This window comes from Planococcus rifietoensis (genome assembly GCF_001465795.2).
Classification (GTDB): domain Bacteria; phylum Bacillota; class Bacilli; order Bacillales_A; family Planococcaceae; genus Planococcus; species Planococcus rifietoensis.
In genome coordinates, this window is sequence record NZ_CP013659.2 from 3,128,792 (window position 1) to 3,152,531 (window position 23,740).

The following is a 23,740-nucleotide window of genomic DNA, read 5'->3' on the forward strand; positions in this document are numbered from 1 at the left end:
AAGCAAGCGCCGGTTTGAGCCCGTTAGCCGGTGGTCGATTCCCGGATGACCAGTTCATGGCCCAGTACTACGCTGTCGACGGTTTTCCCTTGGATCTTCTCGATCAGCATACGCGCCGCGACCGTTCCCATTTTGTACATCGGCTGGGCGACGGTGGTCAATGCCGGATTGGTCATATTGGAGAAATCAATCTTGTCGAACCCGACAACCGCGACATCGTTCGGCACGTGCAAACCGGCGGCGGTGATTTCTTTCAAGGCGCCGATCGCCAGTAAATCCGATACCGCAAAGACGGCAGTCGGCCGGTCTTCGAGGCGCAGTATTTTCTTCATCGCCATCTGTCCCTGCTCGAACCCGAGCTCATGCGTGTAGAAAATATAATCGCCATTCACCGGAATGTCGTGTTCACGCAATGCCCGTTCATAGCCCATCCGCCGCTCCCTGGCATACAGGAATTTTTCATCGGAATTCATCAATGCGATTTTTTTGTGGCCGATCTGGATCAAATGCTTCACGGCGCGGTAAGACGCTTCCTCGCTGTCGATCGTGACATACGGGATGCCGATGCCGCCCCCGTATTCGCTGCACTGGATGATGGCGTAGTGTTCTGCGAGTTCTTTCAAGGTCTCGACATTCACTGCCGGGTCCATTGAAATGATGCCATCCGCCATTTTTTTGCGCACCAAATCGAAATAAATCTCCTCCTTTTCAGGCTTGGAATCCGTTTCGCATAGCAGGATGCTGTAATTCTGGCTGAGCGCCATATTCTCGATGCCTTTGATGATTTCAAAATAAAACGGGTTGGAGATCGTCGGGATCAAGATCAGCACAATGCGGCTTTCCGAATTTCGTAAATTCCTGCCGAGCATGCTCGGCTCGTAATTCAAGTACTGGATCGCCTCCTCCACTTTCAGTTTCGTTTTGGCCGTTACTTTGTCGTGGCCGTTCAATACCCGGGATACCGTGGCGACTGAAACCCCTGCATGCTTCGCTACTTGTTGTATGTTTGCCATATGCTTTTCCTTCTTTCTGACGCGACACTTCTGCTGTGAAATGAAATCGTTTACATTTTCATCATAATTTGTTCAGAATTATCTGTCAATAACTATTTTTATTGCGTAAAATATATTGATTTACGCCGTTTTATTCTATATGTTAAGAATGTAACGGTTTACATGTCAGTATAATCTGAAAACTTGAATGGAGGGATTTTCATGAAATTGGGGGTTTTTACCGTCTTATTTTCTGATCGAAACTTTGAAGATATGCTGGCTTATGTGGCCTCAAAAGGCATTGAAGCGATCGAACTGGGCACCGGCGGATATCCGGGCGATGCCCATTGCAAATTGGACGAGCTGCTTGAAGACGGAGAAAAGCAGCAAGCTTTCCTGAAGCAAATCGACGACGCCGGCCTCTTCATCAGCGCGCTCAGCTGCCACGCCAATCCGCTGCATCCCCAAAAAGACATTTCCGGGGCGGCTGATGAGCTGCTCGTCAAGACGATGCAGCTCGCTTCGAAGCTCAAGGTGCCGGTCGTCAATACCTTCTCGGGCTGCCCGGGCGACCACGAGAACGCGTTGTACCCGAACTGGCCGGTCGCTGCCTGGCCGAACGATTTCCAGGAAGTGCTCGCCTGGCAATGGGAACAGAAATTGATTCCTTATTGGAAAGAAAAAAACGCCTTGGCCGAATCGCTTGGCGTCAAGATCGGCTTGGAGCTGCACGGCGGCTTTTCCGTCCATACGCCCGCGACCATGCTGCGCCTGCGTGAAGCATGCGGCCCGTATATCGGCGCGAACCTCGACCCGAGCCATATGTGGTGGCAAGGCATCGACCCGGTTGAAGCAATCAAGATTCTCGGGCGGGAAAACGCCATCCATCATTTCCACGCGAAAGACACCATCATCGACCAGGAAAACACCAACCGCAACGGCTTGACCGATATGACCGACTACTCTGAGATGAAAGACCGCGCTTGGTATTTCCGCACCGTCGGATTCGGCCATGGGCAAAAAACTTGGGCTGACATCGTCAGCACCTTGCGCCTCTACGGCTATGATTACGTCGTCAGCATCGAGCATGAAGACGGCTTGATGTCGATCAACGAAGGCTTCACCAAAGCAGTGGAGAATTTGAAGCCGGTCATGGTCAAGGAATCGGTCGATGAGATGTGGTGGGTGTAGCTTTAGGATGCATCCTGGCTTATCGTGCAATAGAAAGCGGGTCTCTTAAACGGAGCCCGCTTTTTTTTGCGTCTTTCTTAATCAAATTCCCTTTTTCAACTCTCCTATTCTTCTATCAGTTGGGGCTGGGCATTGAGAAATCACTCCCGCCATTTCTTATTAAAACTATTCTGAAATATTTAATAATTATTAATTTCACAATCTTTTCCGTTCTTTCTATTTATTTATTTCCCGGGAAAACTGCTTGTTCATGAGATTTTCATGAGTATTTACTAGAAAGCGTTTACACCTCAGGGTTCTCTTTGACAAAATCTCCGTTTCATATGACAATGGAAATAGAATTAGAATTATTATAATCAGATAACGATATTAATTGAAGCCACCACTTCGATTATTTTTTTTTTGGCGTTATCGGTTATGGTCATTCTAAAAAACATTCAGGAGGTAATTATTCTATGTCTTTGATCGGAAAAGAAATCCAACCATTTAACGCGTCAGCTTACCAGGCGGCGAGCGGCGAATTTATCGAGGTCACGGAACAAAACATGAAAGGCCAATGGAGCGTCGTATGCTTCTACCCAGCAGATTTCACGTTCGTTTGCCCAACTGAACTTGAGGACCTCCAAAGCCAATACGCAACATTGAAAGAGCTTGGCGTGGAAGTATACTCTGTTTCTACAGACACTCACTTCACCCACAAAGCTTGGCACGACCACTCAGATGCAATCGGCAAAATCGAATACACCATGATCGGCGATCCGTCGCAGCGCATTTCACGCGGATTCGATGTTCTTAATGAAGAAGAAGGCCTTGCACAGCGCGGCACATTCATCGTTGACCCAGAAGGCATTGTCCAAGCTGCAGAAATCAACGCAGACGGCATCGGCCGTGACGCAAGCACGCTTGTCGGCAAAATCAAAGCAGCACAATACGTGCGCAACAACCCAGGCGAAGTATGCCCGGCTAAATGGGAAGAAGGCGGCGACACATTGAAGCCAAGCCTTGACCTCGTAGGCAAAATTTAAGGGAGTTTTGACAATGATACTAGATGCGCAAATCAAATCTCAATTAGAGCAATACTTGCAGCTATTGGAAGGCGACGTGCTGCTCCAAGTGAGCGCCGGATCCGATAAGGTATCAACAGATATGATCGACTTGGTAGAAGAACTGTCTGCCATGTCTCCGCGCATTCAAATGGAGCGCACGAAGCTTGAGAGAACCCCAAGCTTCAGCGTCACCCGTCCTGGAGAAGAAATCGGCATCACATTCGCTGGCATCCCGCTCGGCCATGAGTTTACGTCGCTCGTCCTTGCCCTATTGCAAGTGAGCGGACGCACGCCCAAAGCCGACGCGAAAACAATGGATCAGATCAAAGCGCTCGAAGGCACTTACCATTTCGAATCCTATATCAGCCTGAGCTGCCAGAACTGCCCGGAAGTCGTGCAATCCCTTAATTTGATGAGCGTCCTTAACCCGAACATCACGCACACGATGATCGACGGCGCTGCCTTCAAAGAAGAAGTCGAACGCAAAGACATCATGGCTGTTCCGACGGTATTTCTAAACGGCGAATCGTTCGCAAGCGGACGCATGTCGCTTGAAGAATTGCTCGCGAAACTCGGCAGCGCGCCGGATGCATCCGAATTCGAAGGCAAAGAGCCATTTGACGTGCTCGTTGTCGGCGGCGGCCCGGCCGGTGCCAGCGCAGCGATCTATGCGGCGCGTAAAGGCATCCGCACAGGCATTGTCGCGGAGCGCTTCGGCGGCCAGGTGATGGATACCTTAAGCATCGAGAACTTCGTTAGCGTCAAGCACACAGAAGGCCCGAAATTTGCGGCAAGCCTCGAAGAGCATGTGAAGGAATACGATATCGAGCTGATGAACTTGCAGCGTGCGAAACGCTTGGAGAAAAAAGAGCTGTTCGAGCTTGAACTCGAAAACGGCGCTGTCGTCAAAGGCAAGACCGTCATTCTTTCAACAGGTGCCCGCTGGCGCAATATCGGCGTTCCTGGCGAAGAGGAATTCAAGAACAAAGGCGTGGCGTATTGCCCGCATTGCGACGGTCCGTTATTTGCCGGCAAAGACGTCGCGGTGATCGGCGGCGGCAATTCCGGCGTCGAAGCGGCGATCGACCTTGCAGGCATCACGAATCACGTGACGGTGCTGGAATACAACGCAGAGCTTAAAGCGGATTCCGTTTTGCAGGACCGCCTGAAGAGCCTGCCAAACGTCACGGTGCTGACGAATGCACGCACACAGGAAATTACCGGCACCGATAAAGTGAACGGCCTTTCCTATATCGACCTTCAAACCGGCGAAGAAAAGCATGTCGAACTATCCGGCGTCTTCGTCCAAATCGGCCTCGTGCCAAACACCGACTGGCTCGGTGACTTCGTCGAGCGCACAGCGCACGGCGAGATCGTCATCGACCAGCGCGGCGCAACGAATATGCCGGGCGTGTTTGCGGCAGGCGACTGCACGAACATCCCGTACAAACAGATCATCATTTCGATGGGCTCTGGCGCAACGGCTTCACTGAGCGCGTTCGACCACCTTATCCGAAGCGATATCCCTGTTTTAGTGTAATAAAGACAAAAGGACTGCGAAGAGACTTTTCTCTTCGCAGTCCTTTTATATGTGCTTATTGTTTCGCTTCATGCAAGCGCCGGTGAAGCTGGTGCACTTGTTCCGCGAGATCCGGTACTGGCCCGTCGACGTTCGGGGCTTTCAGTATTTCCGGGATGGACAAGTTGCGGACAGGTGAAGGCTCAGCACCGAGCTCTTGCATCCATTCGCCCAATTGCTTCGACGAACTCGCGTAGACGATGCGGCCGAGCCCAACCCAGCCATGCGCCGCCGCGCACATCGGGCAATGCTCGCCTGACGTATAGACAGTCGCTGCCGCACGTTGATCCAGTGCCATGTGTTCCGCCGCCCAGCGCGCAATCGCAAATTCGGGATGCTGCGTATGGTCGCCTGATGCTACGTGGTTATGGTCTTCGAACAGCACCTCTCCCTGTGCCGATACGAGAACTGAACCAAACGGCTCGTCGCCTTTTTCAAGTGCCTGTTCAGCGAGTTCGACACAACGCTTCAAATGTTTTAAATCGGTTTCAGTGATCATAGTGGCCCTCCTTTAAATGCTTCTCATCCAGTATATCCCACCTGCATAAAAATTCCGATTTACCCGGCTCTTGCTTAAACATGCGCTTCATTTTCAAATTATAAAATGAAAGCTCCAGACCACATAAACAAGCCCCTTATGAAAAAATCCATAAGGGGCTTAAAATCAGTAATTCATATCGAACCAGCCGTTGCTGATCGTTTGCTTGTACCAGTAATAACTGTCTTTTTTCGTTCTTTCCAATGTGTTGAAATCGACGTGGATGATGCCGAAGCGCTTGTCGTAGCCTTCTGCCCATTCGAAATTATCCATGAGCGACCATGTCAGATAGCCTTTGATGTTGACGCCGTAATCCATGCTTCTCTTTAGAGACGTCAAATGCTGCTTCAAGTACTCGATTCTTCTTTGGTCGCGCACACGGCCGTTTTCCGGCTCGTCGTTATAGCAAGCTCCATTTTCCGTTATGTAAATCGGAATCGCGCCGTATTGGTCTTTGATTTTTGCCAATACGCGGTAGAAGCCTTCAGGGAAGATGGCCCAGCCGAAATCGGTTTTCTCGAAACCGATGTCCACGCGCTCTAGATCGAATAGATCGGCGTCTTTTTTATACCTGCCGACACTGCCGGTGTAATAATTGATGCCGACAAAGTCGATCGGCTGATTGATGATTTCCATATCGCCTTCTTCAACTTGAAGCGTCACGCCTTTTTTCTCGAACCACTCGACCATGAAGGCCGGGTAGCTCCCTTTGAAGACCGGGTCGAAAAACCATTCCATCAAGAAGCCCATGCTGCGGTTGCACGCGTCGATGTCTTCTTGCTTATTGCTGAACGGTTCGAGCCATTCAACGTTCGGCGCATAGCCAATTTCGCCATCCACACCCAACTCTCTAAAGCGGCTGACCGCTTTCCCGTGAGCCAGCAAAACGTGGTGGGAAATATTTGTGGCCAGCTGGAGGTCCTGGTTGCCTGGTGCATGGATGCCGATAAAGTTTGATAAGAACGACACACACCAAGGTTCATTGATCGTCACCCACTTGCTAATCTTGCCGCCAAATTCCTTGAACATCAACTCGGCATAATCCGCAAAGGCGTCGACTGTCTTGCGATTGGCCCAGCCACCTTCGTCCTGCAAAGCTTGCGGCAAGTCCCAGTGATACAGCGTACACATCGGTTCGATGCCGTTCGCGAGCAAGGCGTCGACAAAGTCGTGATAGAATTTCAAGCCTTTGTCGTTCACTTCGCCGGTTCCTGAAGGGAAAATTCTCGGCCACGACACAGAGAAACGGTACGTATCGATGCCCAATTCCTTCATGAGCTTGATGTCTTCCTCGTAGCGGTGGTAGCTGTCGGCTGCAACATCCCCATTGTCCCCGTTTAGTACTTTCCCGGGAGTATGCGAGAACGTATCCCAGATCGATAGCCCTTTGCCGTCTTTAAAAGCCGCGCCTTCTATTTGATAAGCGGCCGTCGCCGCTCCCCATTTCATGTCTTTTGGAAATTCCATAATCGCCATTCCTACTACCTCCAATTGCCGCATCATGCGGCTCCACTCACTTTTTTTTCAGTGTCATGCCTTTGATTTTAAAATTGCGTTGCCACAGGATTCCCGGGCGATCAGTTCGGAATCGATAAACACCGGTTTTAATTTCGATTGGCCGTTGATCAAGTCATTCAACATATACGCGGCCAGTTTGCCTAGTCTTTCCTTGTCCTGCCGAACCGTCGACAATAGCGGAGCGCTGTAGCGGCAAGCATCGATATCATCACAGCCGACCAGCCGGATATCTTCCGGCACTCTAAGCCCAGCTTCCTTGATCGCCCTTAAGGCGCCGAATGCCATTAAATCAGATGCCGCAAACACCGCTTCCGGACGCTCGGGAGCCTGCAAGATTTTTTTCATGGCTGTATATCCACTGTCTTCGTAATAATCGCCGTACTGCATCCATTCGTCTTTTATTTCAAGGCCGAATTGGTTCATCGCTTGCAAATAGCCCCGGCCTCTCAGCTTGGTGACTTCCGAATTTTGCTGGCCGCCGATAAAGCCGATTGTTCTCACCGAGTTTAAGTAAAGATGCTGGATCACTTTGGCGCCCAGATTAATGTTATCGGTCATGACGTAGCTCGAACGCGGGCCGTCAAGTACCAAGTCGATGCCCATGCACGGGATTTCGCTGTTGACGAGGTCATGGATGGAATCTTCAATTTCCTCACCTGTGATGATCAAGCAGCCATCCACGTGGAAATGTTTGCAGCGAGCCAAATAGCTGCCATTGTCTTGGGAAAAGTTCTCGTTGGAGAACATCAGGATATCGTAACCCAATAAGCCCATATTCTTTTTGAACGCGGTCACGACTTCATTGAAGAAAGGATGGGTAAATTCGACATTCACTTTCCCGGCATAAATCAAGCCGATCAAATTGGATTTTTTGGTCGCCAAGGATTTCGCTGAAAAATTCGGCTGGTATCCGGTCTCCTTGATGACATCCAGTATCTTTTTCTTGGTAGCTTCGTTAATGCCATGATAATTATTGATCGTTTTGGACACAGTGGCCGGCGAGACACCGGCCATTTTTGCGATATCTTTTATGGTTAGGCTCATGCGTACCCCTCTTTACTGTCTTTAATTTAAGATTATTGTAACTAAGATAGTGAGCCAATGGTTACAATGAGGCCTTTATTTTACTGAACCTTCTGCAATGCTTGAGATAAACAAGCGGTTGAACAAGAGGAAAATGATGATCAATGGCATCGTTGCCCAAAATACGCCAGATAAGATCATGCCGAAATCGACGTTGACCGTGTTGCGCAACGAAGCCAAAGCGACTTGGATCGTGTAATTATCCGGGTCTCTGAGAATCGTGAACTGCCATAAAAACTCGCCCCATACCGCGGTAAACACGATGATCCCGAGCGTCGCAAAAGCCGGTAAGATGATTGGCAGCACGATGCTGCGGTAGATTTTGAAGTTCGAACAGCCATCCAATTTGGCGGCTTCAATCAATTCATCCGGCACCGAGTCACCAATATATTGGCGCATCAGGAAAATGCCCAATGGGTTCAAAAAGAACAAAATCATGACGCCAGCTAAGGTATCTAGCAGACCCGCATTGGCGATTAAAAAATACTGCGGGATCAACCCAAGCTGCGGCGGGATGATCATCGTCAACAAGATGGTGATGAACAGGAAATTTTTTGCCGGAAAATAGAACTTGGCAAAAGCAAACCCTGCCAGCGAACTGATGAATAACACGACCAAGGTGACGATGGAACACAAGACGAACGACGTCCAGAGGGCGCCGAAAAAGTCGATTTGCAGCAATACTTTCTGAAAATTTTCCACCAATAAATTCCCTGGCGTGATTGTCGGAGGAATGGAGTTATACGCTGAACTGGTTTGCGTCGCCATCACGAACATCCAATAGAACGGGAACAATGACAGCAAAGAAGCAAGGGACAAGAACAAATAGACGAATAACTTATTCATGGAAAACTTTCGTTTGCTTTCAGCTTGATTCATCAGTTCATCCCCTCCCTTTCTTTTTGCCGAGTCGACCGGATGCTACATACGTATTGATGGCCGCGAAAATGACGATGATGACCAATAAAATAATCGCTGTGGCAGAAGCGGTTCCAAACGACTGCAGCCTGAAAGCATCCCGGTACAGATACATGACCACGGTCATCGCTTCGTCTCGTGTAAATGCCGCAGCCCCTAAGAACACCGTCGGCTCGGAAAACAGCTGCAAGGCGCCGACTGTCGAGAAGAACACCGTCAAAATAATGAACGGCTTGAGCAATGGCAAGGTAATGTGAATAACCTGTTGGAATTTATTGGCACCATCGATAGTGGCTGCCTCGTACACATCATTCGGAATGCTCTGGATGCCGGCTAGATAGATAATCGTGTTATATCCAACCCATCGCCAGAACACCATGATCGAGATCGCGATTTTGGTCCCCCATTCAGAAGTTGCCCAACTAACAGGTTCCATCCCAAAAAGCCCCAGTACATAATTGGCCAATGATGATTCATGATTGCTGAAAATGACACTGAAAATCAAAGCCACGGCTACCATCGACGTGATATATGGCATGAAAATCGTTACCCGGAAAAAACTTCTTAAGCGGAGAAAGGCCACATTCAGCAAAATCGCCAAGATAATGCCGATGACGATTTGAGGGGCTGTCCCGATCAAGCCGATAATGATGGTATTGTACAAAGACTTCCAGAACAGCGGATCTTCCAAGACGATCCGAAAGTTATTCAAGCCGACAAAACTCATATCTCCCAGGCCATTCCAGCTTTGAAAAGCTAAGTAGAAACTAAAAAGTGCTGGGTAGAGGCCAATGACGGCAAAAATAATAAAGAACGGCGCTATGTATAAATAAGAGGAGATCATGTTCTTGCGTTTTTCGGACGATCGTTTTTTCCCGCCTTTGTTTCCTTTTCGGTAAACAGAGTCCATTTCACTCACCCGCTTTAATTTAAAATAGGGGCATGGATTCCGTGAAGTCACCATACCCCTTGAACTGTTGGCTGTGCCAATTGTTATTGACGGTCGATCAAATCTTGTGCGCGTTTGACGGCTGCATCCCATTCTTCTTCAGGGTCTGCCCCATTCTGCACATTTTTCAACGCGTTCAGCACTTCATTATTTACCGGGAAATATTTCACGCCTTTGAAGACGGCTGTATCGATATCTTGCGCCGCTTCCGCGAATACAGATGACGTGACTTGGCCGCCGAAGAACTCATCTTCGTTGCCTGTGAACTCGTCCATTTCATACACAGCAGGAGCTGAAGGGAACAAGCCTTTTTCCTGGAATGATCCAAGCTGGTTGTCAGCTGACACTAGCCATTCCGTAAAGTCGTAAGCTTCCTGTGCATTTTCCGTTTCGCTTGGGATAGCTAGATAAGACCCGCCCCAGTTAGCCGCGAATTCTGTCGGCAATGTTGCCACTCTCCACTTCCCTGCTGCATCCGGCGCGTTTCCTTCCATCCAGCCTTTCAGCCAGCCTGCACCTAGTTCGACTGCAAATTCGCCCGTGTTGACGGCGTTGGCCCATTCAGGTGTCCACATTTCAAATTTGCCGACGACGCCCGCTTCGTTCAGTTCAACTGCGTAATCATAGGCTTTTTTCACATCGTTGCCTTCTTGTGCAATCAATAGTTCGCCTTCAGGATTCAAATAAGTTTCTTCTGAAGCGTCGAGATATGCTCTAAACGCCATTTCGATGCTGTCGACAAATGGCTTTCCGGTCTCTTCAAGAACTTGCAAGCCCGCTTCTTTGAAGGCTTCCGGTGAATCGATCATAGCTGATACTTCTGCAGGATCTGTTGGCAGCCCGGCTTCTTCAAAGACATCAGAACGGTAATACAAAGCCTTTGGCCCGATGTCAGTTGGCAGGCCGAAGAGGAAATCGCCTTCTTGGTTCGCTCCGGCATTCCATTTCCATTCCAAATACTCCCCTTGAACATCTTCTGCCCCTAAATCATATAAGTTTTCAAAGCTGCCTTGCGCTTCTTTGAATCGATCGAACTGGTCGACTTCGAGCATCGCGATATCAGGCGCGCCGCTTCCTGCAGACAATGAGGTAAATAGCGCATCATGGTGTTCGGCTGTTTCTGAAACTTTCACATTGATGGTAACGTTCGGGTTTTCCGCTTCGTACGCTTCAGCTAACTCTTCATAGTTTGTGGCTCCAAACGACCAAAAATCCAGTGTCACTTCGCCGCCTTCTCCGGAACCAGCTGCCTCTTCTTCATTGCATGCTGCCAGTGTTGCGGAAAGTGCCAATGTCATTCCAAGCACAGGCCATTTTTTCATGTTCTTCATTTCATTTCCCCCCTATATGGTGATCGACGTGCCTCAACTAAAATGATGAGTGCTGATTCATGTTGAGCGAAAATAGTGTCCGTTTCAGTTAACGAAACCGGTTTCCATAATCGCTAAAAAAAATGAGTTAAACCGCTTACATTTACAATAATAACTCAATTTTTTCATTAATCAATCTTTTATTTTAGAAAATATGTAAACCGGTTTCGTTAATTCCCCGTCATTTCTAGTAAATAAGCGATAAAAATTTTTTTCTTGTCCATACGACATTAATCGCTCGATATACAAAAAGAGCAATGGCTTGAAGGGAATTCAAATTCCCCAAGCCATCGCTCCTGTACTTCCTACTCCAATTCTTCCTCCGCCAACAACTTAAACCCTTCCACGACCGTATCCTCTTCGACTTCGATCAGGATGCAGCGCCGGCCGTTGTAATTGACTTGTTTGACGTAACGTAAGTCTTCGGGGCCGATCTTGATTTCCGCGATTTTCGTGTTGATCTTGATCGATTTGGCCCCGTATTTCGGCACGATGTGGCTCGCTTTCATTTCGTACTGGCGGTCATCGGTCACTTGCTGGAAAGCCTGTTCCACTTTCTCGGTGCTGATGTCTTTGATGCCGCTTGCCTTCAAGACGCGTTCGACTTCCTTGGAATCGAGCATCGGCGCCGGCTCGTCCTCATCTTCCGCTTCCACTTCGAGCATGCTGTTGATCTCATCGTAGACGCCCGCCAGCGTTCTCGAATTGACCTCATCACCGATCACCTGCTTGACGATTTCTTCAAACACCACTTTATCGTCTTCAGCGGTGGTGATTTCGTCGCCGTTCAGCACGTTTTCGATAAACTGGAAATCCGGCTTATTGGCCTTCGCCGCCGAATACAGGATGCGGTTGACGTCTGCGGCATTGTTCGTGAAGCTCGGGAACAAGAAACCGCCGACTGGGGATGACAGTTTGATGACCGGGTCCGCCATGATGTTCGACTTGAATTCCTTTTCGACAAAATCAAACACCAGTGACGATTTCGGCAGCTCGGTCTGGTTCATGCTGCTGAGGACAAATGGCGTCGTGTATACCTCGTCGCGCATGGCGGCTTCCGTCTCGTCAGGTTCGCGTTTCGTCGTCTTGAAATACGTGCCGCGGATGAAAGTGATGACCATGTCTTTCTCGTATGGCGTTTCCTCGACCATCTTCAAGGCGACGCGCTGCATATTGTCTTTCCAGCCCTCTGCATCGTCCGCGTGAAGCCCTTCGTATAGTAAATGCTGCGTATGGTCCGCTTGCCCTTCTTCCGGGCGCTGAAACTTCACTTCGAACAGCTTAATGTCGAGCTTGCCCGCGAGCACTTTCTTGAAATTGGCCAAAAACAGCTCTTGCTGCTCCCGATCGAGCAAGGAAAACGAACGGCTTTCCTCGTGGAAGATCTCGCTTGTGTCCTGTTTGATATATACGTTGTAAATCTCGGCGATTTTCAGTAAATCCGTCTCCAGCTTGAACTGCTTGCGGATTTCGGCAATGTCTTTTTTGTTCATCTCTATTTCCAACTCCCAGCTAGTAAAATCCATATGGTGCAAAAAAAGAGCATCCAAGCCAATTCGCTTTGGACACTCTTTCATTATAACAAGATTTCATCAGGAAACCGGGATTGCCCCTAGATGATTTCCAAATCATTGGTGTTCACAAGACCAGCAGTAATGCCGGAATGGTAACGATGCTTGCCAAGGTGCTGACGAACATCGCACTCGACACCATATCCGGATTCATATTGAATTTCATGGCCAACAGCGTCGTCGTGGCAGCAGCCGGAGTCGCCGCAGAAATCAGCAGCACCTTCGCTTCCAACGACCCTGCCGGATACAGCCAGGCCAGCAGCACGAACGCGATTGCCGGGAACGCGGCCAATTTCAGCACAGCCGCGGTCCCAATAAACTTCAGTACGGTTTTGATCTGAATCGATGCCAAGGTGATTCCGAGCAGTGTCAACAGCACCGGCACCGCCGCCTGCCCAAGCAAGCCCGTCGCATTGCCGAGCGCCTCAGGAACTCCTATGCCCGCTATTTTCAGAACCAGCCCGATCGTGATGGCAATAAACCCAGGCATGCGGATGATGGTAATGAAAATCGCTTTCTTCGACACATCGGCATGATTCGAAGCGTAGAAAATGCCAGCCGAATTCATCAGCAAAGATTGCATGACGACGTAAATAATGGCAATCGCCATCCCCTCGTCCCCGAAGGCGAACAACACGATCGGCAAGCCGTAATTCCCGGTGTTCGGAAACGCGCTCGCGAGCATCATCGTGTTGCGGTACGACAGATTCCATCCAAACACGATGCCAAGAAGCTGAATCAGCACCGCAAACAAGACGAACAACAACACCGCAAACAGCACGATCCGCCCTAAATCTCCCAAATCCAACGAGGAGGTCGTGACGGAATGGAAAAATAACGCCGGGCTGAACACGTAGATGCACAAATCCGACACCGGTTTTGTCTGGATGTCCATGAACCGGCCGACGAAAAACCCGATGCCGAGCAAAATAAAGACCGGCAAAATGACATTGATGATTTCACTGACAATCACGGCGTTCACTCTCCATCAGAAAGAGGGAAAGGATTTCTCCCCTCCCCCAAAGTTTAATTTATTAAATGAAAAACGGGATAAACACACTGGCGAGTAATAAGATCAACGCGCCGCCGAGACGGGACGAAATTTGCGCAAATGGCATCAATTCCATGCGTCTTGCCGCAGACAGCACCGCGACATCGCCCGTTCCGCCCATATTCGCCATACACAACCCTGCTGTGATAGCCGCTTCGATCGGGTAGAAGCCCATGAATTTCCCGACGACGCCGGCACCGATGACAGCACCGATGACAACGGCTAAGACGATGAGCACGTATTGGATGCTCAAGGCATTCAGCACGGCTTCAAGATCCGTATACGCGACCCCAATGCCTACTAGCAAAGCGTTGGTCCAGTTGCGCGCCACGAATTCATACCACTGGCTTGCGCCTTCTACGATAATTTCCGGCATGACGTTCGCGACTTTGAGCAATGCCACCAAAACGATCATGATCGCGTACGGATGAAGCGGGATAAAATCGCCCAATAAATTCCCTAAAATATAGAACGACACCGCAGCCAAGACGCCGATTCCCATTTTGGCCAAATCGTAGCTCGGCGTTTCTTTTTTCTCGTAATGGAAATTGCGGATCAGCTGGCCATTCCCCGTCAAGCTCGGGTATTTATCACCGATCAAATTCAATACACTCGCCAAGATGATGGCGAAGACATTCCCAAGTGCCAAAGCCGGCACTAAAATCGACAGGTAATACCCGGGTTCATTGCCCAGCATTTCCGAATAAACTTGAGACATCGGCACAGCGCCTGCACCCATGCCGCCGCCCATGATTGGCATGGCGATGACGAGCACCGCTTCCTGGACGCTAAAGCCCAATACCATCCCGACCAACGCAGCCAGGCCAACCGCTCCTGCCACCGCAGCGAGCAATGGCAAGGCATAGCGGACGCCCGCTTTCACCAGGATCTTCGATTCCATCCCCAAAATACTGCCGGTAATTAAAGCCGCAATATAGAAGTTGAGGAAATCGCCGTCTTTCATGAATTCCGTAATGCCTGCCGTTGTGCTTTCAGGCATAAGTCCACTATAGACCATATAAGCGGATCCGAAAATAGCGACAATCGCGCCGCCTCCGAGGAACGTGCGGACGATTGGCATATGATTGCCGAACCAGCCCAATAATTCACCAAGCACCATGGTAATGAGCAAGGCGCCGATCATGCCGGCCGGCAAGTTTTCGGTGTACATCGCATAGATCGCAATCGCTGCGAAAACCCCGAACCATAGAATCGGCATATTGAAAATCGTGAATTTGTCTTTCAAATTTCTCGCCGGCAACTGCGGCGGAACCTTATTTGTTTCCTTCATCGTTGGACACCTCGTTTTCTTGAGCTTGCGCCATTCAGGTAAGCGCTTTCAATGTATTTCATATTTTAGACAAATTTCAGACAACTTCTAGCTTATGAAAGTATTGGTTTTATTGTAATTAAAAAAAGCAGCCGCATTGGCTGCTTTTTTTGAGTGTCGCGAAACCGTATTTTCCGAAGCTTATTGCTCGCTTTCCACGGGCTCGCGCCCAAGCCTCCTCAGCCGCTTCACTGCTTGCGGGGTCTCGGTCGTCTCGCTATTCCGTTGGAGTCGAGCAAACGCTTCTCCAAACACTCAGACATCTCACTGAACTATTAGATGACGCAATGTTTTCCAAAGCCCCACCTTAACCCTCAAAGATAAGGATCGAGACGATGTGCGTTTTCCGGCGCCACACGGTATTGATAGATAGGCCGGCCGACGCCGTAGGTCAAATCTTCCTGCAAATAGCCGATGGCGCTGAGGAATTTCAGGTATTTCCGGACGGAGACCCTGGAAATGTGGGCTGACTGCGCCAGTTCATCTGTTGAAAACACCGCAGCTTCGTTCGCCAGGATCACTTGCTGGATGGTCTGCAGCGTTCCTTTTGTCAGCCCTTTCGGCAATGATTGCACCGTGGCTGATGTAGAAGTGGCTGGCTGTTTTCTGCCGAGCAGGCTGTCGATTTCCTGCTGGCTGATTTGTTTATTATCGTTCAGTTTATGGAAATGTTTTTGGTATTGCAGCAGCGCTTCCTGGAAACGGCTGAACTCGAAGGGCTTGATCAAATAATCGGAAGCCCCGAGCCTCAAGGCGTGCTGGATTTGCTGGATTTCAGAGGCTGCCGTGATCAAGATGACGTCAAGGTCCTGCTGTTGTTCGCGGAGCATCTGCAAAAATTCGATGCCGGTGAGTCCCGGCATGTGGATGTCGAGCAATACCAAATCGATGTCCGACTCCGCGAGGATCGCGATGGCCTGCTGGGCGTTTTCGGCGGCGCCGATCACCTCAAAGCCTTCCATGCGCCCGACAAATTGTCGGTTCAAGGCAGCCACCATTGGGTCATCTTCTACTATCATTACCTTAATCATCTGTTTCACCCCTTGCTTCATACGGCAGCACCAACTCGAACGTCGTACCTTCGTTTTTCTCGGAGGCCACTTCAATCGAACCTTCGAGTTGGTCTACGCTATTTTTCACCAAATGCAATCCGAATCCGCGGTGGTAGCCTTCCTTACTGGAGACGCCTTTTTCGAACATTGTTTCCTGCAATTCCTCGTCGATCCCCGTTCCTGTATCGCTGATCGTGATCGTCAGCAATTCATCGATATAGGAAAACGCGGCATGCACCTGCTTGTGTTCGGTCGCTTGGACATTGTCGATCGCGTTGTCGACCACATTGCCAATGATCGTGATCAACTCGTGCGTGACCGCCGGATCGTCCGGTTTTGGGATATCGGTCTCGCAGCTGATCGAAAGATTCACTTGCGCTTCTCTCGCGAAACTGATTTTCCCGAGAATAAAGCCTGCTAGCACCGGGTCCTTAATGGAGCGCGTCACATTGCCGACTTCCACGGCCTGGTGGTCGACCAACTTCGCGATAAACTGCGACACTTGCTCGTATTGCTCCATTTTAATCAAGCCGAGCAAGACATGCAGTTGATTCATGAATTCATGCGACTGCGCCCGTAAAGTCTCTGCGTACATCTCGACGCCGGTCAATTGTTCGGCAAGCAAGTCGATTTCCGTCTTGTCCCGGAATGTCACCATTGCGCCGATCACTTGGTCATTCACCAATAAAGGCACTTGGTTCGACAAGATCGACAGGCCATTAAGCTCCTGCTCTTCATCCAAAACGGTATGTTTTTCAAGCAATACACGTTGCGTGTTGAGGCCTGGCAAAAAGTCATGGATCTCCTTGCCGATCGGCTCACGGCCCGTGAAGCCCGCTTTTTCGAACAGCTCTCTCGCCGACCGGTTGGCGAGCATGATACGCGAATTTTGATCGATCGCGATAACGCCTTCGTAAACGGAATGAAGCATCTGGTTGCGTTCTTCATGGATGCGCGCAATTTCGGGAGGCTCCAGCCCGAACAGGCTCTTTTTGATATATCGCGCTAAAAACAATGCGCCGATGATGCCGAACAACAAGCCTGTCAGCGAACCGATCCAGATGGTCTGCCGGTTTTGCCCGACCGCCGCTTCTACTTCCTCCAAGGAAATACCGACCGAGACTGCACCGATTTGATTATCGTCTTCATCAAACACCGGCGTGAACGCACGGACCGATTGCCCGAGCGTCCCTTCCGCCCGCGAGGTGTATTCTTCGCCTGCTAGCACACGGAGTTCATCGCCACCGGCAAACGCCTTGCCGATATTGTCCGGATTCGGATGCGATTTGCGGATGCCGTCCATATCCATGACGACGACAAATGACACGTCAGCGGCTTGTTGCACGGCCAGCGCATAATCCTGTATATTCGCTTCCGCCGCTTCCCTCTCCAAGCCCTGATGAATGACTTGCGATTCCGCAGCGGTCCGTGAAATGCTGACGGCTTTATCTTCCAGCTGCTGCTCGATCCGGTCGCCCGATGTATCGGCCACCAACAGATTGGTGATCACGAGCGACACCAACACCACCAAAAGCACAAACGAGATAATGATCGTACTTAATTTAAATCGTGACAAAAACGCCATGATGCACCTCATTCTTTACTGCGAAAAAATTCTTGTAAACAGATGTTTCTACTATAAGCCAAATCCGCCCTAAAGAAAATCGTGGGAATGAATCAAAAAAAGCAACTGCATGAAAAATGCAGCTGCTTGGCGTGTCAGTGATTCACGTCGCAATCCCGATCGACTCGTTTTCGTACGTTGCATCTCCAAGCGCTTTCAAAATAAAATGCGCCACGTCTGCGCGCGGAATGGTCTTCGATTTGCTCGGCACGCTTTCTTCAGACTCACGGTACTGTCCGCTAAAGGAATCATTGGTCAAGCCCATTGGCCGGACGATCGTATAGGTCAGTCCAGCTTGTTGAATGGCATCGACAGCGGCGCGGTGATCGATCAGCACCTGCTTCAGCACACCCATCATCAACTTTCCTCCAATGCCTGGAAGTTCATCGTTAATTCCTGCAGATGCCGTGTAAACGATGCGCTTGATGCCATGCTGTTGCATGCCCGCCACGATATTTTTCGCCATTGTTTGCAGATCCGCTGACTTTTTCATCCCTTGATTCGAACCCAAGCACGACACAACTGCTTCATGGCCGGCAATTGCTGCAGCTACTTGTTCCACGTGGAACGCATCTCCTTGCACTACCGTTAACTTTTCACCGGTCACTTTCAATTTGTCCGGAGTTCTCACAAACGCCGTCACTTCATAGCCTTGCTCCAATGCTTGCTCGACGACCGATCGGCCAACGCCGCCCGTCGCCCCGAATACGATGATTTTCATCACGCTTCACCTTGCTTTCTTATGAGTTGTCGAGCTGTCGAATCAACGAAATTCCACGCGGTCCGAAATGACTTTTACGGCTTTCACGAATTCCGCAACGAACGCTTCCCGGTCCACACTATGCAAAACATGGACGTTCGGCTTCTCCCCTGTCCGGTTCGTGAAATCCACTACCGTCGCTCCGGCAGTGATGCCTTCGAGCGATGCTTCCACAAAGCAGTCCTGTCCTTCGAACAACTCCGGTTTCAATAAATACATAACCGCACAGACGTCGTGGAAATGCAGCACCTGGTCGTAATTCTCCTCATGAAAAGGAGTTCTCTTGATAACATCCAAATAATGCGTAACGAGGCTATACGCCTTCTCCGCAAATTCAGTGCCGATAGCCAAAATGCCCTGAGCTTCTTCCAGTGTCACAAATGCTTTATGCGTCACATCTAAGCCGCTCATGACAACCGGAACGTTCGAGCGGAAGACGATTTCCACCGCATGCGGGTCGACATAGGCATTGAATTCAGCGGACGGCGACATATTACCGCCGACTGCCGCTCCGCCCATCCACGAAATGCGCTCGATTTTCGGCTTCACTTCCGGATGCGCCAATAATAAGGCCGCCACATTCGTCAAAGGGCCCGTTGCGACTAGGGTCATTTTCTCCTCGCTCGCAAGCAAAGTCTCACGCATCGCAGCAATAGCCGGCCGTTCGCTCACTGGCAAAGTCGGCGGCGGAAACTCAACATTCCCAAACCCGCTTTCCCCGTGGATCTCTTCCGCCATCTCGAGCTCGCGGAACATCGGCTGTTCCAAACCACGCGCCACTTCTACCTGTGCCCCGATATAACTGAGAAACGTGCGTGCATTATAATTCGTCTTGTCCTGCGAAATATTCCCCGAACACGTCGTCACCAAGCGCACGTCCAACGCGTCATCATGCGCGAACGCCAACGTCAGCATCATCGCATCATCAATCCCCGGATCCGTATCGATCATTATCGGCAATCTGGCCATCCCTGAAAACCACCTTTTCTCATCTATTGGTTTTGATTTTACGCTAGTCGGGGCTTGGAGTGAAATGATAGCAAGTGTCTCTATTGATTACTCAAAACTCAATCCATACAAAAGCCATCAAAGTCAGGGACCTTGATGGCTTGTTGGTTATATGTATTAATAAAATTCGATAATTACTTCGTTGTATGCAGGAGTTTCAAGAAGCGCAGTTAAAATCTCTTCTGTGTTTTTGTCTGCTTCTTCCAAGAATCCTTGTTCGACTTTCTCTTTTTCCAGCTTTTCTTTTTCAAGGTTTATATCCTCTACAATTTTCTGAGAAGGATAGTCCGAGAATAACTCATCTTTGATATCTCTGATTTCCATATTTTCAGTATCCGCCACGTTCTCAAGTATTTCTGCTTTCGGTACTCTAACGACCAATTGCTTTGTGCTCTCGTCGTAGGAAGTTTCAATTTCCGAAGCTTTGGACCCCGCTTTTATATACCCATCGTATTCAATTAATCTGATCGCTTCTGCAAATTTAATATCTGATATCCCAGGCAAGGAAATGTTCTTATCTGTCTCACTGACTATGACATTGCTATACTCGTACTCTAATGAGGCCAATTCCGCAATCTTTACGATCTGATCCTTCACCAAGGAGGCGTCGGAACTGCTATTGGTAGTGACGCCAAATAAACTTGTTTGTGAAAATGCATATCCAGCAGCTGCCCCTACAATTAATACAAAAAATAAAATTCCGACCAATTTTTTCATCGTTTAGTTCCCCCACATGTTTAATTTATTGCCCTCTCTATGGTAGACCATAAAATGATTTATTACGCATATTGAAAAACAAGTTCGCCCTCTTCCATTCCAGCTGGTGTAAACTCCAGCTTTTTAAGCAACTGGATGGAAGCCAGATTTTCAGGAGATGTACCGGCTTTAATTTTGACCCCGGGATATGCCTGTCGAATCCACTGAACCATGGCTCTAATCGTTTCATAAGCATAGCCTTGTCTTTTAAAAACCGGGTTGATGGTATAGCCGATCCAACAAGCTTCGGCTTCCTTTTTAATAAACACATCCCCCATTAGGGACTCGTCGGCTTTACGGATAATTGCTAATTGAGCACCTTTTTCCACAGATGGTTCTCTTATTAAAATTTCTTCATATTCTTCTCGGGCCAGACCTTTAAAATATTGAAATTCCATCCATTCAGGATTATTGCGGTATGTAATAAAAGCATCCAAATCACTTTCAATAAAAGGCCTGATGTAGCACCTTTTCGACTCAAAGACAGCTTGCATCCTATTGTCTCTCTTCATTTCATGCGCTCCTCCCCATGAACATGCATCTGTCACCCTGGTCGTATCTCTTGGATGCTTTTCCCGTCCAAGAACGCTTGGCCCATCTGTACGAGTGATGCTTCCTCCTGTATATATTCTAACAAGGCAGCGATGAGACCTTTTTCTTCGAATACTTCGAATGTCACGAACCCAAATTTCCTACAGTGATCCGAATGCTATATACTGATTACAAATTCTTTATGACTTTACTATGACGTTTGGAGGAGATCAGATGATGTTCGAAAACAAAGTAGTGGTTGTTAATGGTGGAACGGATGGAATTGGCAAGGAAGTGGTTCGTTTCTTTTGTAAGGAAGGAGCTACTGTTCATTTTACGGGCAGAAACAGCGACAAAGGCTCTCAGGTGGAGAAGGAATGCGACGGGAAAGCTCATTTTCACCAAGTTCATAACGAAAACCCGGAAGAAATTGAAAGCTTTTTTAAAGCACTTGAAACTGATGGGCATACTATCGATATTCTCTTCAACAGTGCCGGTGTTCTGTCTATCGGAATGGGACCCTTGTCTCGCGTAAAATTGGATGACTGGAATCAGTTGATTGCCGTCAATCAAACGGCGATTTTCCTCTACATGAAATATGCGTTGGCCGTGATGGGCAAGCAAAAACATGGCGTCGTGATTAATAATGCGGCGATCCTTGGAAACGACAAGGTCAATCCGATGCTGCCAGCTTATAGCGGAACCAAAGCAGCCGTTGTCGCGATGACCCAAAGCACGGCTCTGCGCTTTGCCAACCAAGGCATCCGCGTCAACTGCATCTCCCCTGGCCCAACAGAAACCGACCTAGCCATTAAAGCATACGGCGGAAAAGAGAATTATGACAAACAATCTCAGGGACACCCGAGAGGAAGCTACGGGAAGCCAAGTGAGATCGCAGAAGTCGTGCTGTTCTTGGCTTCAGACAAGGCGTCTTATATAAATGGGGCGGAAATCGTTGTGGATGGTGGTTATTCGTTGAAATAAATAGATTTAGGAAACAAGATAGGATTAGTTTAATCATTTAACATAGAGAAGTTTATTTTCCTGTCGGGTGAAGTAAAGTTGTTTTTTTACAGTCTTTCACAAGGAGCGCTTGATCGATTCAATAAAGTAAAAAGGTTCATTCTTCTCATTAAAAGAAGAATGAACCTTTTCAGTAAACGCTATAAATGAAAATAAATCTGTCTCAGGCTTATATGGAAGGAGAAAAAGGCAGGTGTTTTCTAAAATCTAATTGTAATATAGGTTCTCAGTTGGATATACCGGATCATTGGTGATGTCGATTCCAAGCTTCTTAAAGGTCTGTTCGTTTTCTCTATTCAATATAACCGTCGAATGTGCTTGGGTGTCTTTTAAATGTGGCAATTGCTTATAAGCCAGCTCAGAAGTAGGATTGGTGACCGCACTGATTGCCAGTGCAATGAGCACTTCATTGGCGCTTAATGTCGGGACGCGGCTATTCAAATCATCGGTTTTCAACCGTTGAATCGTTTGTAAAATCATCGGCGACAGCAAATCAATTTCATCGGAAATATTGGTCAATTTCTTCAACCCATTCAGAATCGCGGCTGCCGAAGCATCCATCAAAGTGGTCGTTCGACCGGTGATCATCTCGCCATTCGGCAATTCTATCGCAATGACGGCTTGTAAATTCGTGCTGTCAATTTGCGCTTGGACTTCTTTCGCATAATTACGGGCCGGCAATACAGGTGCCCGATCCTCTTTCTTTAAACCGGTTTCTTCTAAAATCACTTGCATGTGGCGTACACTGTCTTCATCGGCAAGCCCTTTTTTATAATCGTTCTCTACGACGAAACTGCGCCGAATGATTTCCTGCTTGGCAGCTTCCTGGACAACTCGATCGTCCGTGATGCCCGATTTCAGGCGATTAACCCCCATATCAGTCGGTGAGCTGTAAACAGACTCTTTGCCGGTAATCCTTTCAATGATCCGTTTGATGACAGGAAATGTCTCAATATCACGATTGTAATTGACCGCTACTTTCTCATAGGCTTCATAATGATAATTATCAATCATGTTTACGTCTTTTAAATCGACGGTAGCTGCTTCATAAGCGATGTTTACTGGGTGCTTTAACGGCAAGTTCCAAACTGGAAAAGTCTCAAACTTGGCATAGCCGGCTTCATTTCCCAGTTTGTTCTCGTGGTACATTTGGTTAAGGCAGGTGGCAAGCTTTCCGCTGCCCGGGCCAGGGCCCGTTACTACCACGATTGGCTTTGTCGTTTTAATATAAGGATTCGTCGCAAATCCTTCTTCCCCAAGGACCGCCTCCACATTTGCCGGATAACCTTCGATTTCGCGGTGAATACAGACGTTAATTCCGCTTCTCTCCAGCTTTGTCATAAATACTTTGACTGTTGGCTGCCCCTGGTAACGTGTGATCAAGACACTGTTGACAGAAATGCCGTATGCCCGATATTCATCAATTAAGCGCAAGACATCTTGGTCATAAGTGATGCCGTAATCTTCACGGACTTTGTTTCGTTCGATGTCTCCAGCGTAGACACAGATGATGATTTCTGCCTTTTCTTTCAGTGTATGCAATAGTTTGATTTTGGCATCTTCATCAAATCCAGGCAACACACGCTTGGCATGTTTGTCCCCTATCAATTTTCCGCCAAATTCCAAGTAAAGTTTATCGTACTGCTGCACCCGCTCCAGGATGTAGGCTGATTGTTCTTGCAAATATTTCTCCGAATCAAATCCAATTTTTTCATTAAGTTCAGTCCCACCTTTTATACTTCAAACTCTCTTAACTCAAGGGATAAAAACGCCTTAAGAGATACTCCTAAATAAAAATCTACTCTTTATGATTATAAACTTTTGAAAAAAAGTAAATCGGTCCAATTGCT

At 48.5% G+C, this 23,740-nt stretch carries 22 protein-coding genes; 4 read left to right on the forward strand and 18 right to left on the reverse strand.

Annotated features, from left to right (window positions below; genetic code table 11):
- Positions 1–23: 23 nt before the first annotated feature.
- Positions 24–1,013, reverse strand: a complete 990-nt coding sequence (locus AUC31_RS15540; RefSeq protein WP_058382315.1) for a LacI family DNA-binding transcriptional regulator — start codon at positions 1,011–1,013, stop codon at positions 24–26.
- 201 nt (positions 1,014–1,214) lie between these two features.
- Here AUC31_RS15540 and AUC31_RS15545 point away from each other — a divergent pair, with 201 nt between their 5' ends.
- The 3 genes from AUC31_RS15545 (at position 1,215) to ahpF (ending at position 4,769) form a co-directional block, all read left to right on the forward strand.
- Positions 1,215–2,183: a sugar phosphate isomerase/epimerase family protein gene (locus AUC31_RS15545; RefSeq protein ID WP_058382314.1), complete on the forward strand. Its 969-nt coding sequence runs from the start codon at positions 1,215–1,217 to the stop codon at positions 2,181–2,183.
- 455 nt (positions 2,184–2,638) lie between these two features.
- The gene (gene ahpC, locus AUC31_RS15550; RefSeq protein WP_058382313.1) at positions 2,639–3,208 is read left to right on the forward strand and encodes an alkyl hydroperoxide reductase subunit C; all 570 of its coding nucleotides are present in this window, start codon (positions 2,639–2,641) and stop codon (positions 3,206–3,208) included.
- A 13-nt stretch (positions 3,209–3,221) separates the two neighbouring features.
- Positions 3,222–4,769 (forward strand): alkyl hydroperoxide reductase subunit F, encoded by a 1,548-nt coding sequence (gene ahpF / locus AUC31_RS15555; protein WP_058382312.1) that lies wholly within the window; start codon positions 3,222–3,224, stop codon positions 4,767–4,769.
- Positions 4,770–4,824: 55 nt separating this feature from the next.
- On the opposite strand, the gene AUC31_RS15560 is transcribed toward ahpF, so the two are convergent.
- The 16 genes from AUC31_RS15560 to AUC31_RS18000 all read right to left on the reverse strand — a co-directional run bounded on the left by AUC31_RS15560 (position 4,825) and on the right by AUC31_RS18000 (position 21,015).
- Positions 4,825–5,307, reverse strand: coding sequence for a nucleoside deaminase (locus AUC31_RS15560; RefSeq protein ID WP_058382311.1), 483 nt, complete (start codon positions 5,305–5,307; stop codon positions 4,825–4,827).
- Between the two features lie 165 nt (positions 5,308–5,472).
- Complete coding sequence (locus AUC31_RS15565; protein WP_058382310.1) at positions 5,473–6,822, reverse strand: GH1 family beta-glucosidase; 1,350 nt, start codon at positions 6,820–6,822, stop codon at positions 5,473–5,475.
- Between the two features lie 54 nt (positions 6,823–6,876).
- Positions 6,877–7,908 carry a LacI family DNA-binding transcriptional regulator gene (locus AUC31_RS15570; RefSeq protein ID WP_058382309.1) on the reverse strand — a complete coding sequence of 344 codons (1,032 nt, stop codon included), beginning with the start codon at positions 7,906–7,908 and terminating at the stop codon, positions 6,877–6,879.
- 75 nt (positions 7,909–7,983) lie between these two features.
- Positions 7,984–8,826, reverse strand: coding sequence for a carbohydrate ABC transporter permease (locus AUC31_RS15575; protein ID WP_058382308.1), 843 nt, complete (start codon positions 8,824–8,826; stop codon positions 7,984–7,986).
- A gap of 4 nt (positions 8,827–8,830) precedes the next feature.
- On the reverse strand, positions 8,831–9,775 hold the full coding sequence (locus AUC31_RS15580; RefSeq protein ID WP_058382307.1) for a carbohydrate ABC transporter permease: 945 nt from the start codon (positions 9,773–9,775) through the stop codon (positions 8,831–8,833).
- Positions 9,776–9,858: 83 nt separating this feature from the next.
- Positions 9,859–11,145, reverse strand: a complete 1,287-nt coding sequence (locus AUC31_RS15585; RefSeq protein ID WP_058382306.1) for an ABC transporter substrate-binding protein — start codon at positions 11,143–11,145, stop codon at positions 9,859–9,861.
- Between the two features lie 344 nt (positions 11,146–11,489).
- Positions 11,490–12,677, reverse strand: a complete 1,188-nt coding sequence (locus AUC31_RS15590) for a DUF4317 domain-containing protein (RefSeq protein ID WP_058382305.1) — start codon at positions 12,675–12,677, stop codon at positions 11,490–11,492.
- Between the two features lie 145 nt (positions 12,678–12,822).
- Positions 12,823–13,728 carry an AEC family transporter gene (locus AUC31_RS15595; protein WP_058382304.1) on the reverse strand — a complete coding sequence of 302 codons (906 nt, stop codon included), beginning with the start codon at positions 13,726–13,728 and terminating at the stop codon, positions 12,823–12,825.
- Between the two features lie 61 nt (positions 13,729–13,789).
- Complete coding sequence (locus AUC31_RS15600) at positions 13,790–15,097, reverse strand: 2-hydroxycarboxylate transporter family protein (protein ID WP_058382303.1); 1,308 nt, start codon at positions 15,095–15,097, stop codon at positions 13,790–13,792.
- 353 nt (positions 15,098–15,450) lie between these two features.
- Positions 15,451–16,167: a response regulator gene (locus AUC31_RS15605; RefSeq protein WP_058382302.1), complete on the reverse strand. Its 717-nt coding sequence runs from the start codon at positions 16,165–16,167 to the stop codon at positions 15,451–15,453.
- The gene (dcuS, locus tag AUC31_RS15610) at positions 16,160–17,773 is read right to left on the reverse strand and encodes a DcuS/MalK family sensor histidine kinase (RefSeq protein WP_058382301.1); all 1,614 of its coding nucleotides are present in this window, start codon (positions 17,771–17,773) and stop codon (positions 16,160–16,162) included. The genes AUC31_RS15605 and dcuS overlap by 8 nt, the downstream gene beginning before the upstream one ends.
- Before the next feature lie 142 nt (positions 17,774–17,915).
- Positions 17,916–18,533: an NAD(P)-dependent oxidoreductase gene (locus tag AUC31_RS15615; RefSeq protein WP_058382300.1), complete on the reverse strand. Its 618-nt coding sequence runs from the start codon at positions 18,531–18,533 to the stop codon at positions 17,916–17,918.
- Between the two features lie 42 nt (positions 18,534–18,575).
- Positions 18,576–19,541 carry a nucleoside hydrolase gene (locus AUC31_RS15620; RefSeq protein WP_058382299.1) on the reverse strand — a complete coding sequence of 322 codons (966 nt, stop codon included), beginning with the start codon at positions 19,539–19,541 and terminating at the stop codon, positions 18,576–18,578.
- 156 nt (positions 19,542–19,697) lie between these two features.
- Complete coding sequence (locus tag AUC31_RS15625) at positions 19,698–20,297, reverse strand: DUF4230 domain-containing protein (RefSeq protein WP_058382298.1); 600 nt, start codon at positions 20,295–20,297, stop codon at positions 19,698–19,700.
- Positions 20,298–20,359: 62 nt separating this feature from the next.
- Positions 20,360–20,848, reverse strand: coding sequence for a GNAT family N-acetyltransferase (locus tag AUC31_RS15630; RefSeq protein ID WP_058382297.1), 489 nt, complete (start codon positions 20,846–20,848; stop codon positions 20,360–20,362).
- A 32-nt stretch (positions 20,849–20,880) separates the two neighbouring features.
- A complete protein-coding gene (locus AUC31_RS18000; RefSeq protein ID WP_257721098.1) occupies positions 20,881–21,015 on the reverse strand; it encodes a hypothetical protein in 135 nt (44 codons plus the stop codon).
- Between the two features lie 86 nt (positions 21,016–21,101).
- Here AUC31_RS18000 and AUC31_RS15635 point away from each other — a divergent pair, with 86 nt between their 5' ends.
- Positions 21,102–21,851, forward strand: coding sequence for an SDR family NAD(P)-dependent oxidoreductase (locus tag AUC31_RS15635; protein WP_058382296.1), 750 nt, complete (start codon positions 21,102–21,104; stop codon positions 21,849–21,851).
- A 246-nt stretch (positions 21,852–22,097) separates the two neighbouring features.
- Here AUC31_RS15635 and AUC31_RS15640 read toward each other — a convergent pair whose 3' ends face one another.
- The gene (locus AUC31_RS15640) at positions 22,098–23,573 is read right to left on the reverse strand and encodes a DUF1846 domain-containing protein (protein WP_241270781.1); all 1,476 of its coding nucleotides are present in this window, start codon (positions 23,571–23,573) and stop codon (positions 22,098–22,100) included.
- Positions 23,574–23,740 lie beyond the last annotated feature (167 nt).